This window comes from Streptomyces sp. NPDC020780 (assembly GCF_044334475.1).
Lineage (GTDB): Bacteria > Actinomycetota > Actinomycetes > Streptomycetales > Streptomycetaceae > Streptomyces.
Map to the genome: position 1 here is coordinate 187,358 of NZ_JBIRTB010000005.1, position 15,464 is coordinate 202,821.

13 protein-coding genes are annotated in these 15,464 nt (G+C 72.6%); 2 read left to right on the plus strand and 11 right to left on the minus strand.

The genetic code is table 11. The annotated features are described in order from the left end of the window. Positions 1-84: 84 nt before the first annotated feature. Positions 85-318 carry a hypothetical protein gene (locus ACH4VO_RS11555; protein WP_360991745.1) on the minus strand — a complete coding sequence of 78 codons (234 nt, stop codon included), beginning with the start codon at positions 316-318 and terminating at the stop codon, positions 85-87. 515 nt (positions 319-833) lie between these two features. Here ACH4VO_RS11555 and ACH4VO_RS11560 point away from each other — a divergent pair. Together ACH4VO_RS11560 and ACH4VO_RS11565 are read left to right on the plus strand one after the other, a co-directional pair. Then, positions 834-1,655, plus strand: a complete 822-nt coding sequence (locus tag ACH4VO_RS11560) for a GNAT family N-acetyltransferase (RefSeq protein WP_360991749.1) — start codon at positions 834-836, stop codon at positions 1,653-1,655. Positions 1,656-2,044: 389 nt separating this feature from the next. Continuing rightward, positions 2,045-2,554 carry an ATP-binding protein gene (locus ACH4VO_RS11565; protein WP_398440931.1) on the plus strand — a complete coding sequence of 170 codons (510 nt, stop codon included), beginning with the start codon at positions 2,045-2,047 and terminating at the stop codon, positions 2,552-2,554. Here ACH4VO_RS11565 and ACH4VO_RS11570 read toward each other — a convergent pair. The 10 genes from ACH4VO_RS11570 to ACH4VO_RS11615 form a co-directional block, all read right to left on the minus strand. After that, positions 2,484-3,989: an amino acid permease gene (locus tag ACH4VO_RS11570; RefSeq protein ID WP_360991755.1), complete on the minus strand. Its 1,506-nt coding sequence runs from the start codon at positions 3,987-3,989 to the stop codon at positions 2,484-2,486. The two genes, ACH4VO_RS11565 and ACH4VO_RS11570, sit on opposite strands and share 71 nt — an antisense overlap. Positions 3,990-4,201: 212 nt before the next feature. Then, on the minus strand, positions 4,202-5,218 hold the full coding sequence (gene argF / locus ACH4VO_RS11575; RefSeq protein WP_360991758.1) for an ornithine carbamoyltransferase: 1,017 nt from the start codon (positions 5,216-5,218) through the stop codon (positions 4,202-4,204). A gap of 183 nt (positions 5,219-5,401) precedes the next feature. Beyond that, entirely contained in the window at positions 5,402-6,634 is a 1,233-nt protein-coding gene (locus tag ACH4VO_RS11580) for an arginine deiminase (protein WP_360991760.1), read from the minus strand. 271 nt (positions 6,635-6,905) lie between these two features. After that, positions 6,906-9,449 (minus strand): polynucleotide kinase-phosphatase, encoded by a 2,544-nt coding sequence (locus tag ACH4VO_RS11585; RefSeq protein WP_360991763.1) that lies wholly within the window; start codon positions 9,447-9,449, stop codon positions 6,906-6,908. Continuing rightward, positions 9,446-10,987: a 3' terminal RNA ribose 2'-O-methyltransferase Hen1 gene (locus ACH4VO_RS11590; RefSeq protein WP_360991766.1), complete on the minus strand. Its 1,542-nt coding sequence runs from the start codon at positions 10,985-10,987 to the stop codon at positions 9,446-9,448. Before ACH4VO_RS11590 ends, ACH4VO_RS11585 begins: the two co-directional genes overlap by 4 nt. 43 nt (positions 10,988-11,030) lie before the next feature. Next, complete coding sequence (mmuM, locus tag ACH4VO_RS11595) at positions 11,031-11,963, minus strand: homocysteine S-methyltransferase (protein ID WP_360991768.1); 933 nt, start codon at positions 11,961-11,963, stop codon at positions 11,031-11,033. Between the two features lie 224 nt (positions 11,964-12,187). After that, a complete protein-coding gene (locus tag ACH4VO_RS11600) occupies positions 12,188-13,135 on the minus strand; it encodes an LLM class F420-dependent oxidoreductase (RefSeq protein WP_360987923.1) in 948 nt (315 codons plus the stop codon). A gap of 89 nt (positions 13,136-13,224) precedes the next feature. After that, a complete protein-coding gene (locus ACH4VO_RS11605; RefSeq protein WP_360987925.1) occupies positions 13,225-13,755 on the minus strand; it encodes a DUF6099 family protein in 531 nt (176 codons plus the stop codon). A gap of 122 nt (positions 13,756-13,877) precedes the next feature. Further along, on the minus strand, positions 13,878-14,237 hold the full coding sequence (locus ACH4VO_RS11610) for a nucleotide pyrophosphohydrolase (RefSeq protein WP_360987927.1): 360 nt from the start codon (positions 14,235-14,237) through the stop codon (positions 13,878-13,880). Then, a complete protein-coding gene (locus tag ACH4VO_RS11615; RefSeq protein WP_360988353.1) occupies positions 14,234-15,457 on the minus strand; it encodes an ATP-binding protein in 1,224 nt (407 codons plus the stop codon). The genes ACH4VO_RS11610 and ACH4VO_RS11615 overlap by 4 nt, the downstream gene beginning before the upstream one ends. Positions 15,458-15,464 lie beyond the last annotated feature (7 nt).

Sequence of the window (15,464 nt, forward strand, 5' to 3'; positions counted from 1 at the left end):
CCCAGTGGTTCCGGTGCGCGCCGGCCGCAGTCGTCCCTCGCCCCGCTGTCGTCACAGAACGGCGTCTGCCCGGTCGGCCGCAGGTCACACGGCGGAACGCCGACCGCCTTCCCTGGCCGTCGCCCCCCTGCCGTCCTCCCGCGCCCGCAGGGCCCGTCCGGAGGCCAGGGACACGTGCGCGGGGACGTCGGGGACCTCGTCGGGCATGGGCGGCACTTCTTCGGCGGCGTACGGGCAGCAATGCGCGTCGTCACGGACCGTGATTCCCTCGCCGTCACGTGACATCGCAACGCCGTGCGCGGCCGGTTCGCCGGTCACCACCGCCCCCTTCCCGCGGGCTCTCGAGGATGCGCGCGCACCTTCAGGTTCACCCTGCGGCGCACCGGCCGCTACCGGGACGGCACGGCGGTCCCGGTCGTTCGGCGGGCAGGCACAAGAGGTGCGTGAGCGCACCGTGTTGCCCGGGGGAGCCCCTTTCCGCTGTGACCGATATCCACCGCGGTGGTCCTGCCCCTCGGCCGCACCCGGTCAGCGGGCACCGGTGACCCACCTCTTCGGCACGCAGGATCGGGAGCGCGTCCGGTGCGGGGGGAACGACCTGGTCGACGGCGCGCTCGGCGGGGTCGCCGGTGCCGGCATCCCCGGCTCGGCCCCGGTTTCGCGTCCACCGACGTCGTCGGGAGCCGGGGACATCCGCTGCGTGGTGACGATCAACCGCTTCACGGGGACGACCCCGTACGGCGTCCGCCGCGCGCCACCCCGGGGGGACCCGGCCCGGTCGGCCGGGTGGAAACCCGGATGACCGGCTGCCCCGGGTCCCGGCAGTATGAGGCATGCCCTGGACCTTCACCGATGACGTCGACGCCTTCCTCGACGCGGCCGGCGCGTCGCTGGCCGCCCGGCCCGCCGAGAACACGCTGATCCTGACTGTCACGGCGACGCTGCGCGACAGCGGCCCGCACGCCTACGGCGACGCCACGCCGGTCCTGGGCTGGTGGCGCGGGAAGGACGGCGAGGTGGCGGGGACGCTGGTGCGGACGCCGCCGCATGCGCCGGTCCTGGGCACGGTAGCTCCGGAGGCCCTCGGCCCGCTGGCCGAGGGGTTCCCGCTCACCGGCGTCAACGCGGACCGCGCCACCGCGCGGGCCCTCGCGGCCCACTGGCCCGGCCACCGGGTCGAGGAGGAGCACCGCCTGTACCGGCTCGGAGAGTTGGTGGCGCCCTGCCCCGCCCCCGGCGGCCGGCCGCGCACCGCCACCACCGCCGACCGGACGCTGCTCGTCGGGTGGCTGGTGGCCTTCGGCGGGGAGACCGGCCAGTCGGGCGACCGGGCGGGGCGGATCGTCGACGACCGACTCGCGCACGGCGGACTGACGCTCTGGGAGGACGGCGGGGTCCCGGTGTCCATGGCGGGTGTCTCTCCCCAGCTCGCGGGCACCGTGCGCGTGGCGACGGTCTACACCCCGCCGGAGTTCCGCGGCCGCGGGTACGCGGCGGCGGTGACGGCGGAGGTCAGCCGGGCGGCACGCGCGGCGGGCGCCGGGGAGGTGCTGCTCTTCACCGACCTCGCCAACCCGACGAGCAACGGCGTCTACCGGCGCATCGGCTACGAGCCGGTCTCCGACCGGCTGCTGATCACCGCGGAGCCCGCGTGACGGCCGCGACCGGGGAACCGCCGGCTGAGCAGAGGTGACCGGCCGCCGCGACGCGGGCGTGAGCCCGGGCTTCGGCGCGTCCCGCGGGGGTCGTGCGCAGCGGGCGGGCCAGGGCGCAGTGGGCGGCGCGCTCCCCGGCCCGCCCGCACAGGGAGCGAGGCCCCGTCGACCGTACGTGACCTTCGCCGCGGGCGGACGGGCAGCGATCCGTGAAGCGGCTGTGGCGAAGGTCCCTTTCGTACCGGTCGGCCGCCTCTATGTCTGGCGCGGCGCACTTCGTATGGTTGAACACAGAAAGTCCTGGAACAGAACTTCTGACGCAGCCGTCCCGGGCACAGCAGCCCCGGAGCACCGGAACGCACGTCCCGGATCAGGAGTCCCGTCACCGGATGTCTCGCACCCGAACGGAATCCGCCTTGCCGTCCGACACCCCCGCACCCGCGCCCCGGCCCGCCTCCTGGCGCGTCGCCCTGCCGCACTCCACGGCCGCCGTGCCGATCGCCCGCGCTCTGGTCCGTACAGCGCTGGCGGACATCCGGGCGGCCGCGGACAGTGACACCGCCGAACTGCTCACCGCGGAACTGGTCGCGAACGCCGTGGAGCACACCGACGGCTCGGGCCCCATCGAACTCGTGGTCGAGCTGATGCCGGCCGGCTGCCAGGTGGAGGTCCACGACCACGACCCGGGGCCGCCGGGCGGCCTGTCGGCGCTCCTGCCGGGCAGCACGCCGGACCTGTGGCAGGAGCACGGCCGGGGCCTGCTCCTGATCCGCACGCTCAGCTCCGCCTGCGGTCACCGCCCCACGGAGCACGGCAAGGCCGTCTGGTTCACTCTGCCGGCGACGCCGACGGCGCCTGCTCCCCCGGCGACGGCGCCGACGGCCCGGCCCCGGGACTGACGAGGCGCGAGCGGCTGCGCCCGTATCCCGCGTACAGCAGGGCGCCGGCCGCCAGGAAGACCAGGAACTGCAGCCAGGTCGTCCAGCCCGTCCCGTACATCAGGTACAGGCAGAAACCGACGCCCAGGACCGGGCTCAGCGGGTAGAGCGGCACCCGGAAGGAGCGCTTCAGCTCGGGGTTGCGGCGGCGCAGCGCGATCACGGCGATGTTCACCACCGCCATGGTGGCGAGCGTGCCGATGGTCGTCAGGTTCACCACGATGTCCAGCGACGCGAACGCGGCCGGGAGCGCGAAGACGGCCGCCACGATCCACGTGTTGGCGACGGGGGTGTGGGTGCGGGGCGAGACGCGCTCGAAGACCCTGGGGACGAGTCCGTCACGGGACATCGACATGAGGATGCGGGTCTGGCCGTACATCACCGTGAGCACGACGGACGCGATGGCGACGACCGCGCCGAAGGCGATGATGCCGCCGCCGACGGCCGAGCCGGTGACCTGGTCGACCACCAGTGAGAGGGCGGCGGGCTTGTCCGAGACTGCGTCCGCGCCCAGGGCGCCGATGGCCCCGAGGGCGACCGCGCAGTAGAGCAGGGTGACCAGGCCGATGCAGATCATGATCGCGATCGGGATGTTCCGCCGGGGGTTCTTGACCTCCTCGCCCGCGGTGGTGATGGCGTCGAAGCCGATGTACGAGAAGAACGCCACCGACGCGCCGGCGGTGACACCGGCCACGCCCTGGGAGGCGAACGGGGAGAGGTGCCCGTCCTGGAACGCGGTGAAGGCGATCACGCAGAACGCGATGAGGATACCGATCTTCAGGACCGCCATCGCCGCCGTCGCACCCGCGCTCTCCCGGATGCCGCGTACCAGCAGGGTGGCGGCCATGGCGATCACGACGATCGCCGGGAGGTTGACGACGCCGCCGTCCGCGGGCCCGGCGGAGAGGGCCTCGGGGAGGTGCAGGCCGACGAGGCTGTCCAGCAGTTCGTTGACGTACTGGCTCCAGCCGACCGCGACGGCCGAGACGGAGACTCCGTACTCCAGGAGCAGACACCAGCCGACGAGGAACGCGACGCGCTCCCCGAGGGTCGCGTAGGCGAAGGAGTAGGAGCTGCCGGAGACGGGGATGGCCCCGCCGAGCTCGGCGAAGGAGAAGGCGGTGAAGACGCACGTGACCGCGGCGAGGACGAAGGAGACCACCACGGCGGGACCGGCCTCGGCGACGCTGTCGGACAGGCCGACGAAGATCCCCGTGCCGACGATCGCCCCGACGCCGAAGCACACGAGCTGGAACAGGCCCATGGTGCGCCGCAGGCCGTGACCCTCCAGGTCGGCTCCGGACTCGGCGAGCAGCACGGCGGGGCTCTTGATGCGCGCGCCCTCGCGGCGCGGCGGGCTCGCGGGACCCGGCGGGGTGTGGGGGGCCGTACTCATGGCGGGCGTTCTCATCTCCGGTGGGACAGGTGTGGTGCAAGGGGGGAGCGGGTGCGCGGCGTACGGAACGGTGGGGGTTCCGGCCCGCACCGAGCGGGACAGCGGCCCGGCGGCGGGATCATGGAAAGGGGGTTCGAGCGTGCGAGCCCGAACCCCACCATGTGGTTCCATCGTAGCCACCACCGCGCATGTTCACCCAATTGGGTGCATTCTCATGCGCTGTGGCCGCCTTCGGCCAGTGTGGCCACGAGGACGGCCTTGATGGTGTGCATCCGGTTCTCCGCCTCGTCGAAGACCACGGAGTGCGCCGACTCGAAGACCTCGTCGCTGACCTCGAGCTCCGTTAGGCCGTGCCGGGCGTGGATGTCCCGGCCCACCTTCGTGCCGAGGTCGTGGTAGGCGGGGAGGCAGTGCATGAACTTCACGTCGGCGTTGCCGGTGGCGCGCAGGACGCCCATGGTCACGGCGTAGGGCGCGAGCGCGGTGATGCGCTCGTCCCAGACCTCCTTGGGCTCCCCCATGGAGACCCAGACGTCGGTGGCGACGAAGTCGGCCCCCCGGACACCCTCGGAGACGTCCTCGGTGAGCGTGATGCGCGCCCCGCTGGACGCGGCGAGCCTGTGGGCACGGTCCACGACGGTTTGGGCCGGCCAGTAGGAGGCAGGGGCGACGATCCGGACGTCCAGGCCGAGCAGGGCGCCGGTGACCAGATAGGAGTTGCCCATGTTGAAGCGGGCGTCGCCGAGGTAGGCGAGGGCGGTCTCCTCCAGCGGCTTCTCGCTGTGCTCGGTGATGGTGAGGACGTCGGCGAGCATCTGCGTGGGGTGCCAGTCGTCGGTGAGCCCGTTGAAGACCGGGACACCGGCGTGCGCGGCGAGCTCCTCGACGGCCTGCTGGCTGTCGCCCCGGTACTCGATGCCGTCGAACATCCGGCCGAGCACCCGGGCGGTGTCCTTCACCGACTCCTTGTGCCCCATCTGGGACCCCGAGGGATCGAGGTACGTCGTCGAGGCGCCCTGGTCCGCGGCGGCCACCTCGAAGGCGCAGCGGGTACGGGTCGAGGTCTTCTCGAAGATCAGCGCGATGTTCTTGCCGGTGAGCCGCCGCGTCTCCGTGCCGGCCTTCTTGGCGGCCTTGAGCTCGGCGGACAGGGCGATCAGGCCGATGAACTCCTCGGCCGTGAAATCCAGCTCCTTGAGGAAGTGGCGGCCTGCGAGGTCTATGGCCATGGTGCTTCTCCTGGGTCGGACCGCGGGCGGCGGCGGGCGTGGACCCGTGCGGCTCCGCTCGGGCGCCGCACGGTTCCGCGTGCACAGACGTGCACACCGGAAGCGGAAGTCTATACGAGGGTACGTATTGCTATACAGAACGGGCGGTACGGAGGCTCCGCGGGGCGGGCTCTCCCCCGGGGCTCATACCGGGTCACGGACCACCGGGCAGCTCATGCACCTCGGGCCGCCCCGTCCCCGGCCCAGTTCGCTCCCCCGGATCTCGATGACCTCGATGCCCTCCTTGCGCAGATGCGTGTTGGTGGTCGCGTTGCGCTCGTAGGCGACGACGACTCCGGGTTCCACCGCCAGCACGTTGCACCCGTCGTCCCACTGCTCACGCTCGGCCGCGTGGACGTCCTGGACGGCGGTGAGCACCCGGATCGCGTCCAGGCCCAGCGCGGCGGCGATGGCCCGGTGCATGTGCTCGGGCGGGTGGTCGGTGACCTTGAGTTCGCGGGGGCCGCTGCCGGGCTCGATGGTGTACGAGCGGAGCATCCCAAGACCGGCGTACTTCGTGAACGTGTCCCCGTCGATCATCGTCATCACCGTGTCGAGGTGCATGAACGCACGCCGCTTGGGCATGTCGAGGGCTACGATCGCCCGCGCCGAGCCGGCGTCGAAAAGGCCCCTGGCCAGCATTTCCACGGCCTGCGGCGTGGTCCGTTCGCTCATCCCGATCAGGACCGCGCCCCTGCCGATGACGAGTACGTCACCGCCCTCGATGGTGGACGGGTAGTCGTCCTGCCCCTGCGACCAGTGGTGGAAAACGCCCGCCTCCGCCCCGGTGAACAGGGGGTGGTGCCGGTAGATCGCCTCGAAGTGCACGGTCTCGCGCTGCCTGGCCGGCCATCGCATCGCGTTGATGGACACCCCGTCGTAGATCCAGGCCGAGGTGTCACGGGTGAAGAGGTGGTTGGGCAGGGGGTTGAGCAGGAAGTCGTCCAGGTCCATGACGTGGAAGCGGACGGACGTCGGTTCGGAGTGCCGCTCCAGGAACTCCCGCTTCGTCATGCCGCCGACGAGGGCCTCGGTCAGCTCGGCGGCGGTCAGCTCCTCGAAGGCGGCGCGCAGATGCTCGGTGGCGAGCGGCCCGTACTCCTTCTCCGCGAACACCCGGTCGAGGACGAGTCGCCGTGCCACGGGGATGTCGAGGGACTCCCGGAGCAGATCACCGAAGAGATGGACCTCCACGCCCCGGTCGCGCAGCACGTCGGCGAAGCCGTCGTGCTCCTCCCTCGCGCGGCGCACCCACAGCACGTCGTCGAAGAGGAGCGCGTCCTTGTTGCTGGGGGTCAGCCGCTTCAGCTCCAGATCGGGGCGGTGCAGGATGACGCGGCGCAGCCGCCCGGCCTCGGAGTCGACATGGAATCCCATGCCTCCATCCTCACCGCGGGAAGCGCCCTTCACCCCTGCGAACCGCCCACGGTTTCCCTGCCCCGCCCCGGTGCCGGGCGGCCGGGTGGCGGCACACCGGCGGGCGCGAACCCCCGGTCCCCGGCGGGTCACCGGACCACCACATCCGAGCGAGCCCGGACGGCCGGACGGCTGGACCGGACGGCCGGCCGCGCAGGACGGTGGACGGGACGCCCCCGCCCCTGCGGCCGGGGACGGGACGCCAACCGGCGCCCCGGCTCCTACGGTGCCTTCACAGGCGCGGGTCGACCGGCTCCGACTCCAGGGCCAGGATCGCGAAGACCGCCTCGTGGATCCTCCAGAGCGGTTCCCCGTCGGCCAGCCGGTCCAGCGCCTCGAGGCCCAGGCCGTACTCGCGCAGGGCGAGCGACCTCTTGTGGCCGAGGAACCGCGACCGCAGTCGCTCCAGATTCTCCGGCCGCGTGTAATCGGGACCGTAGATGATCCGCAGGTACTCCCGGCCGCGCACCTTGATGCCCGGCTGCACGACCCGCCCCTCGGCGTCCCGTACGAAGGCGCCGAGCGGTTTCACGACCATGCCCTCTCCGCCGCGCCCGGTCATCTCCAGCCACCAGTCGATGCCGGAGCGCACGGAGGCGTCGTCACCGGTGTCGACGACCAGACGGCGGGTGACCTGGAGCAGCCCGGTCGGGTCGTGCTCGACGAGCCGGTCCAGCCAGGCCAGCTGCTCGTCGTGCGGTACGCGGGCCAGCGAGCGGCCCCGCACGGCGAGGACCTGGAACGGTGCGAGCCGAACACCGTCGAGCCCTTCGGTGCTCCAGCAGTAACGCCGGTACGCCTCCGTGAACGCGGCGGCGTCCGCGGCCCGTTCCCGCTGCCGCCCGGCGAGGGCGGTGACGTCCACCCCGCGGGCGGCCGCGGCCGCGAGGGCGTCGCCGGCGACGGGGAGCACCGCTCCGGAGGCGGCGCCCACGGCCGCGTACTGGGAGCGCAGGAGGCCGGCGGCCTTGAGGGACCAGGGCATCAACTCGGCGTCCAGCAGCACCCAGTCGGTGTCCCACGCCTCCCAGAGACCGGCGGCGGTGACGGCCGTGCGCAGTCGGCCGAGGACGACTTCGGTGAGCGCCGCGTCGTCCAGGAACGGCCGCCCGGTGCGCGTGTGCAGGGCGCCGGTGGGGCCGTCGGCGCCGAACCGCTCGCGCGCCGCCCCGGCGTCGCGGCAGACCAGGGCCACCGCCCGCGAGCCCATGTGCTTCTCCTCGCAGACGACCGTGCCGACGCCGTCCGCGCGGTACTGGGCAAAGGCCTCCGCCGGATGCTCCAGGAAGCCCGCCGCCCGCGAGGTGGCGGTCGGGGCCATGGTGGGCGGGAGGTAGGCCAGCAGCCTCGGGTCCACGGCGAAGCGGCTCATGACTTCCAGCGCGGCCGCGGCGTTCTCCTCACGCACCGCGATACGGCCCATGTGCCGTGTCTCCACGACACGGCGGCCCTGTACGTCGGCGAGGTCGAGCGGACGCCCCTCCCGGCCCCCCGGCGCCTCGGTGACCAGCGGCTTCACCGGCTCGTACCAGACCCGCTCGGCCGGCACGTCGACGATCTCGCGCTCCGGCCAGCGCAGGGCGGTCATCTTCCCGCCGAAGACCGCTCCGGTGTCCAGGCAGAGGGTGTTGTTGATCCACGAGGTGACGGGCACGGGCGTGTGGCCGTAGACCACGGCCGCACGGCCGCGGTACTCCTCCGCCCACGGGTAGCGCACCGGCAGCCCGAACTCGTCGGTCTCGCCCGTCGTCTCCCCGTACAGCGCGTGCGAGCGGACCCGCCCGGAGGTGCGCCCGTGGTACTTCTCCGGCAGCCCGGCGTGGCAGACGACCAGCCTGCCCTCGTCCAGGACGTAGTGGCTGACCAGCCCGTCGATGAACTCCGCCACCCGGGTGCGGAACGCGGGGTCCCTGACGTCCTCCCGCTCCAGCTGCTCGACGGTCTCCGCCAGCCCGTGGGTGTGCTGGACCTTGCGTCCCTTGAGGTAACGGCCGAGCTTGTTCTCGTGGTTGCCGGGGACGCACAGGGCGTCGCCCGCCGCCACCATGGACATGACCCGGCGCAGCACCCCGGGGCTGTCGGGTCCCCGGTCGACGAGGTCGCCGACGAATACGGCGGTGCGCCCCTCGGGGTGCCTGCCGTCCACGTAGCCGAGCTTCCCGAGCAGCGACTCGAGCTCGGAACGGCAGCCGTGGATGTCACCGATGATGTCGAACGGGCCGGTCAGGTGGCGGAGGTCGTTGTAGCGGCGCTCCAGGACGATCTCGGCGGAGGCGACCTCCTCCTCGGTGCGCAGGACGTGCACCTTGCGGAAACCCTCGCGCTCCAGACCGCGCAGCGAACGGTGCAGCTCACGGCGGTGTCGCTGGACGACGTGGCGGGGCATGTCCGCGCGGTCGGGGCGGGTGCTGTTGCGCACCCGGCAGACCTCTTCGGGCAGGTCCAGCACGATGGCGATGGGCAGCACGTCGTACTGCCTGGCCAGCCGCACGAGCTGTCTACGGCTTTCGGACTGCACGTTGGTGGCGTCGACGACGGTGAGCCGTCCGGCGGCCAGACGCTTGCCCGCGATGTAGTGCAGGACCTCGAAGGCGTCACGGCCGGCGCTCTGGTCGTTCTCGTCGTCGGCGACGAGGCCACGGCAGAAGTCCGAGGAGAGGATCTCCGTGGGCTTGAAGTGCTGACGTGCGAAGGTGGACTTTCCTGAGCCGCTGGCGCCGATGAGCACGACGAGGGACAGGTCGGTCACCGGCAGCGTGCGAGGGGTACCGGTCATGCTTCCTTCGCCTCCTTCGTCTTCGTCGTGGCGGCTGCCGCGGTCGTGGCGGATGCCGCCGCCGTGGCCGTTGTCCCGGGTGCGGGTCCCGGCGACGGGGTGCTCATCGTGAACACGGCCATCTGCGTGGGCGGACCCACCTCGGGGTCGTCCGGTCCCACGGGCACGAACGTCACCGTGTAACCGTGGCGTCCTGCCACCCGTCCCGCCCAGTCCCGGAACTCCTGCCGGGTCCACTCGAAGCGGTGGTCGCCATGGCGCACATGTCCGGCCGGGAGCGTCTCCCAGCGGACGTTGTACTCGACGTTCGGCGTCGTCACGAGCACGGTGCGGGGTCGCGCCGAGCCGAACACGGCGTGCTCCAGCGCGGGAAGCCGCTCCAGGTCCAGATGCTCGATCACCTCGCTGAGCACCGCCGCGTCGTACCCCTTCAGCTGCTTGTCGGTGTAGGTCAGCGCACCCTGGCGGAGGAGGACGCGGGCGGCCTGCCGCTCGCCCATCCGGTCCAGCTTGAGCCGGCGCGAGGCGACGGCCAGCGCGCGCATCGACACGTCCACCCCCACGATCTCCGTGTAGCGCACGTCCTTGAGCAGCGCCTGCACCAACTGGCCCTGTCCGCAGCCGAGATCGAGCACGCGGGCGGCCCCCGAGGCACGCAGCGCCGTCAGGATCGCCTCGCGGCGCTGCTCGGCGAGCGGCACCGGCTTCTCCTCCGTGTCGGTGGTCTCGTCCACCGCGTTGTCGAGACTCTCCACCTCCAGGTCGTCCGACTCCGCCAGCCGCACCAGTTCGAGCCGCTCCATCGCCTGCCGGGTCAACCCCCAGCGGCGGGACAGATAGCGGCTGGTGATGAGCTTCTGCTCCGGGTGCTCTGCCAGCCAGCCCTCCCCTGCCCGCAGCAGCTTGTCGACCTCGTCGGGTGCGACCCAGTAGTGCTTGGCGTCGTCGAGCACGGGCAGCAGCACGTACAGCTGGCGCAGCGCATCGGCCAGCCGCATCTCCCCCTCCAGCACCAGCTGTACGTAACGCGAGTCACCCCACTGGGGAAACTCCTCGTCCAGGGGTACCGGCACCACGTCCACCCGTGTCCAGCCGAGCGGCCCGAAAAGCTTGCGGACCAGTTCGGCACCACCCCGCGCCGGGAGTGCCGGCACCTCGACGCGCAGCGGCAACGGCTCCCGGGCCCGTTCGGGCCTGGCCCGGCACACACCGTTCAGCGCGGACTTGAAGACCGCCGCCATCGCGACCGAGAGCAGCGAAGACGCCGCGTAGGGCCGGTCGTTGACGTACTGGGCGAGGGCCGCGTCGGGAGCCCCGCCCCGGCCCTTGCCCTTACCGCGCCGGACCAGCGCCACCGGATCCACCTCCAGCAGCAGCGCGGCCGTGCACCTCTCCGCGGACGCCTCGGGGTAGAAGACGTGCGCGGTGCCGTGCGAGGTGGAGAACTCCTGCGCCTTCCCGGGATGCTTGTGCAGCAGGAATCCGAGGTCGGTGGCGGGACGTTCAAGGTTGCCGGTCGTACCGAGAGTCAGGAACACACGTCCGAGTATGGTCCTGCCCTCCACCCCCTACCAGGCATTTTCAGGTGCCCGCTTCTTCCAGCACGGCGGCCAGCTCCGAGATCTCCGACGGGCCGACCCGACAACAGCCCCCGACCAGCCGGGCCCCTGCCCGCTGCCAGTCCCGCACCCGCTCAGGCCGGAAGGTGTTCCCGCCCGACCATGACCGGCGTACGGCGTCCCACGTCTCGCCGCTGTTCGGGTAGACGACGACGGGCTTGCCGAGCGCCGCCGCCGTCTCCACCGCACCGTCGGCGTCCTCGGGTGCAGAGCAGTTGACCCCCACGGCCACCACCTGGTCGTTCCCGGCCACAAGCCCGAAGGCCTCCTCCAGCGGCTGCCCCGCCCGCGTCCGGTCCCCGGCGACGCTGTACGAGAGCCAGACGGGCACCGGAAGGTCCTGGACCGCCCGCAGCAGAGCCTCGGCCTCGTCGATGTCCGGCACGGTCTCCAGAGCCAGTACGTCGGGGCCCGCCTCGGCCAGCGTCCGGGCCCTGGGACGGTGGAACCGCTCCAGGGCCCGGACGGACAGCCCGTAGCGGCCCCGGTACTCGCTGCCGTCCGCGAGCATCGCCCCGTACGGACCGACCGAGGCGGCGACCCAGACGTCCCGGGCCGTCAGCGCCCCCGCCCTGCGGGCCGCGTCCACACTGCGCGCCAACAGGCGCTCGGCCCCGGACCGCCCGATACCGCGCCGAGCGAAGCCCTCGAACGTCGCCTGGTAACTGGCGGTGATGAGCACCTGCGCCCCGGCCTTCACGTAAGCCGCGTGGGCGGCCTCGATCTGCTCCGGCGCGTCGGCCAGCAGCCTGGCCGACCACAGCTCGCCCGACAGATCGCAGCCCTGCGCCCGCAGTTGGTCCGAGAGGCCGCCGTCCAGCAGAACGGTGCCCTCGGCGAGCGCGTCACCGAGCGAACGGGCAGGCGGCCCCGGCGGGATTCGGACGACTGGCACGGCTACTCCTCGACATCGGCTGTCCCCACCGGCGCTCCCCGCCGGCCGACTGCTCCCCACCGGTCATCTGCGGACCGGCCGCGCTGTTCCCCCTCGGCCGACCGCGGCACCCGGCCCCCCGTCGACCGGCCGGCCGGCCGGCCGGCCGACGGCTCCCGATCCTGCCGCCGGCCGACCTCACCGCCCGTCGCGCCCCGGTCGGCAGGCCGGCCGGGGCGCGACGGCTACTTCCCGGCTACGGCTTCCCGCCGCCCCAGCTGCGACTGCACCTGCGAGGAGATCAGCTCCAGATGCCCTAGGTCGTCCAGGTCCAGGACCTGGAGATAAATCCGCGATGCCCCGATAGCGGCATACCGGCCGATCTTGTCGACCACCTCGTCGGGCGAGCCCGCCAGACCGTTCGCCTTGAGGTCCTGGACCTCACGCCCGATGGCGGAGGCACGCCGCGCCACCTCCGCGTCGGTCTTCCCGACGCAGACCACCAGGGCGTTCGAATACACCAGGTCGTCCGCCGCGCGGCCCGCCGCGACAGCCGCGTCCCGGACCCTGCCGAACTGCTTCTCGCTGTCCTCGATCGACGCGAAGGGGATGTTGAACTCGTCCGCGTACTGGGCGGCCAGGCGCGGGGTGCGGACCGCGCCGTGCCCGCCGATCAGGATGGGCACCTTGGCCTGGGCGGGCTTCGGGAGCGCCGGCGAGTCGGTGAGCTGGTAGTACGTGCCGTCGTAGCTGAACGTCCTGCCGGTCTCGGTCCCCCACAGGCCGGTGATGATCGCCAGCTGCTCCTCCAGCCGGCCGAACTTCTCCTTCGGGAACGGGATGCCGTACGCCTTGTGCTCCTCCTCGAACCAGCCCGCGCCCAGCCCCAGCTCGACCCGGCCGCCGGACATCTGGTCGACCTGGGCCACCTGGATGGCCAGCACACCCGGCAGGCGGAACGTGCCTGCCGTCATCAGGGTGCCGAGGCGGATCCGCTTGGTCTCGCGGGCCAGCCCCGCCAGCGTGATCCACGCGTCGGTCGGTCCGGGCAGACCGTCGCCGGAGCCCATCCGCAGATAGTGGTCCGACCGGTAGAAGGCGTCGAAGCCCAGATCCTCCGTGGCCTTGGCGACGGTGAGCAGTGTGTCGTAGCTCGCCCCTTGCTGGGGCTCGGTGAAAATTCGAAGATCCATGCCTCCATCCTGCACCTTCGGCACCGCCCGGCCCGGCCTCTCCCCGCCCGGCCTGTGACCGGACGGGGCCGACACCCGGGCCTACGGGCTCACGGCCGGCCGGTCACGGAGCCCGCCGGTCCCCTGATCACGCGCGGGCCGGCGCACTGCTGGTCCGGTCGGCCGTGAGCCCGCTCCCACTCCTGCTCCTCCAGCCGCCGCTGCATCCCCTGCACCCGGTCCACCGACTCGTCGACGGCGTCTATGGCCTCGATGCACTGCCAGTAGAGCCCCTCCTCCTCCGTCCCGCAGGCGACGCCGACGAGTACGATCCCGACCTCTCCGAGGAGCAGGGCGAGCGCGTCCAGCGTGCGCCGGATGTCGGCGACTTCGGTGAGCCGGGCCGCACGCACACCCCCCGCCGGAACCATCGGGTGGTCGAGCACCGGCGCTCCCGCCGCCCCGATCTCGCTGAGGCCGCGGGCGTCCGTCCGTAACTCCGCCGGGCCGCACCGCACCAACTGCCCGCCCACCGCCCGGGCGAGGGCCTGGGCCTGCCAGGCCTCCGTCATCACGGCCGGCGCGCCCCGGCTCGCAGCCAGAGACCGCCGACCGTCCTCGATGAGCCGCTCCGCTTCCATGGCACTCCCCCGTCCGTCGAAACCCGCTCACCTCTTTCATTACCCACAGTGAGGTCAACGGCACCGTAAAGCCAGAGGAAATCGGAAATCTGTGGACAGGGAGCCGATAGTGAATAAGTCGATCACTCCGAAGAGTGACGGTGCTGCGGTGCGGGACGGTCCGCGACCGGGAAACGGGACTCGTTCCGCTCGATCTTGGCCGCCAGCGCCGCCAGGACGTCCACGTCCAGCACCTCGCAGAACTGCAGCAGATACGCCAGGACATCGGCCACCTCGTCCTCGACGCGGTGAGCCGTCCCGGGGTCCTCCATGACCCGCGCCGCCTCCTCGGGCGTCAGCCACTGGAAGATCTCCAGCAGTTCGGACGCCTCGACACTCAGGGCCGCGGCGAGGTTCTTGGGGGTGTGGTACGGCTCCCAGGCCCGGGCCGCCGCGAAGTCGGCCAGCCGGCGCTGGAGTCGTGCTACGTCGAGTTCCGTCACCGGGACAGGTCTACCACTGTCACCCCGGGCGTCGCACGGGCCGCCGCCGCGGCCGCCTCCGTGACCGTTCCGAACAGGCGCATGTGCCCGCCCGCACAGATCGAGGCGGCCAGCGCCAGCAGTTCCCCCGCCTGCCGGACGTCCATGCAGCGGTCGAACCCGTCGGCCAGGACCGTGAGCGCCTGCATCGCCGAGGGCACCTCCGCCACCGGGTCCACCACCAGGACATGAGGCCCCGTCAGCAGGACCAGCGCGAGGGCCAGATAGCGCAGCTCCCCGTCACCGAGGCGGCCGAGAGGCGTACTGTGCCCCGGCCCCCGCTCCGTACGGGCCAGCACCCTCCCGTCCTCCAGGCGCTCGACGCCCAGCCCCGTCACGCCCCCCGCGCACCCCGCGTCCGCGCTGGCCACCAGCCGGGCGTGCCGCTGAGCACACTGGCTGTGGGTGCGGTACAGCACCTCGGCCAGGTTGTCGCAGCCGGAGGTCAGCCGGCCCTCCCCGACCGGGACCGCCGCGCGCATCCGGCCGGGCTGCGGATCGCAGACGAACGCCGACCGCAGCGCCACCACCACCTGCTCGGCGGCGGCCAGCACCCGCAGTTGCCCCTCCGTCGTGCCCGCGACCCGCAGCGGCAGCAGGGCGGTGCCGAGCCGGTCGTCGGGGAAGGGGGCGCGCGTCACGGGCACCGCCCCGGCCGTGTGCCAGGCCGCCTGCACGGCGGAGCCCCGCGGATCCCGCAGCGCCGTGGTCAGCAGCGTCTCGCCGTGGCCCGTCAGCCGCTCCCCCACGATGCGCAGGGTGGGCTCGGCCTGGACGGCCAGTTCCAGCGTCACCGGGCCGGCCGGGCCCTCCACCGTGCAGCCGATCCGGAAGCCCCGACGCCCCTGCGCGTCGGCCCCCGCCCGCTCGGGCACCCAGGCGGCCGGATCGGGGAAGACGTCCTCCAGCGGATCGCCGGCGGCGAGCCGCGCCAGGGCCTCGTACCCGCGCAGGGCGGTCGACTTCCCGCTGCCGCCGGCCCCGGCGAGCAGGGTGAGCGGACCGAGCGGGATCACGGTGCGGCGGTGCGACGCGAAGGCGTGGAGCCTGAGTTCACCGACGAAGGGGCGGGGCGGGCGGGCGGCCCGGCCGGGCGAGAGGGCCCGGCCCGTCGCCGTGGAGGTCACAGTCATGAGCGGACCGTACGCACGCCCGCGACCGGCGAACCGTTCCGCCCGCACCACCTTC

Coding starts and splice junctions, on each gene's coding strand:
- ACH4VO_RS11560 (WP_360991749.1), top strand. CDS start 834: ATGCCCTGGACCTTCACCGATGACGTCGACGCCTTCCTCGACGCGGCC.
- ACH4VO_RS11565 (WP_398440931.1), top strand. CDS start 2,045: ATGTCTCGCACCCGAACGGAATCCGCCTTGCCGTCCGACACCCCCGCA.
- ACH4VO_RS11570 (WP_360991755.1), bottom strand. CDS start 3,989: ATGAGTACGGCCCCCCACACCCCGCCGGGTCCCGCGAGCCCGCCGCGC.
- argF (WP_360991758.1), bottom strand. CDS start 5,218: ATGGCCATAGACCTCGCAGGCCGCCACTTCCTCAAGGAGCTGGATTTC.
- ACH4VO_RS11580 (WP_360991760.1), bottom strand. CDS start 6,634: ATGGGATTCCATGTCGACTCCGAGGCCGGGCGGCTGCGCCGCGTCATC.
- ACH4VO_RS11585 (WP_360991763.1), bottom strand. CDS start 9,449: ATGACCGGTACCCCTCGCACGCTGCCGGTGACCGACCTGTCCCTCGTC.
- ACH4VO_RS11600 (WP_360987923.1), bottom strand. CDS start 13,135: ATGGATCTTCGAATTTTCACCGAGCCCCAGCAAGGGGCGAGCTACGAC.
- ACH4VO_RS11605 (WP_360987925.1), bottom strand. CDS start 13,755: ATGGAAGCGGAGCGGCTCATCGAGGACGGTCGGCGGTCTCTGGCTGCG.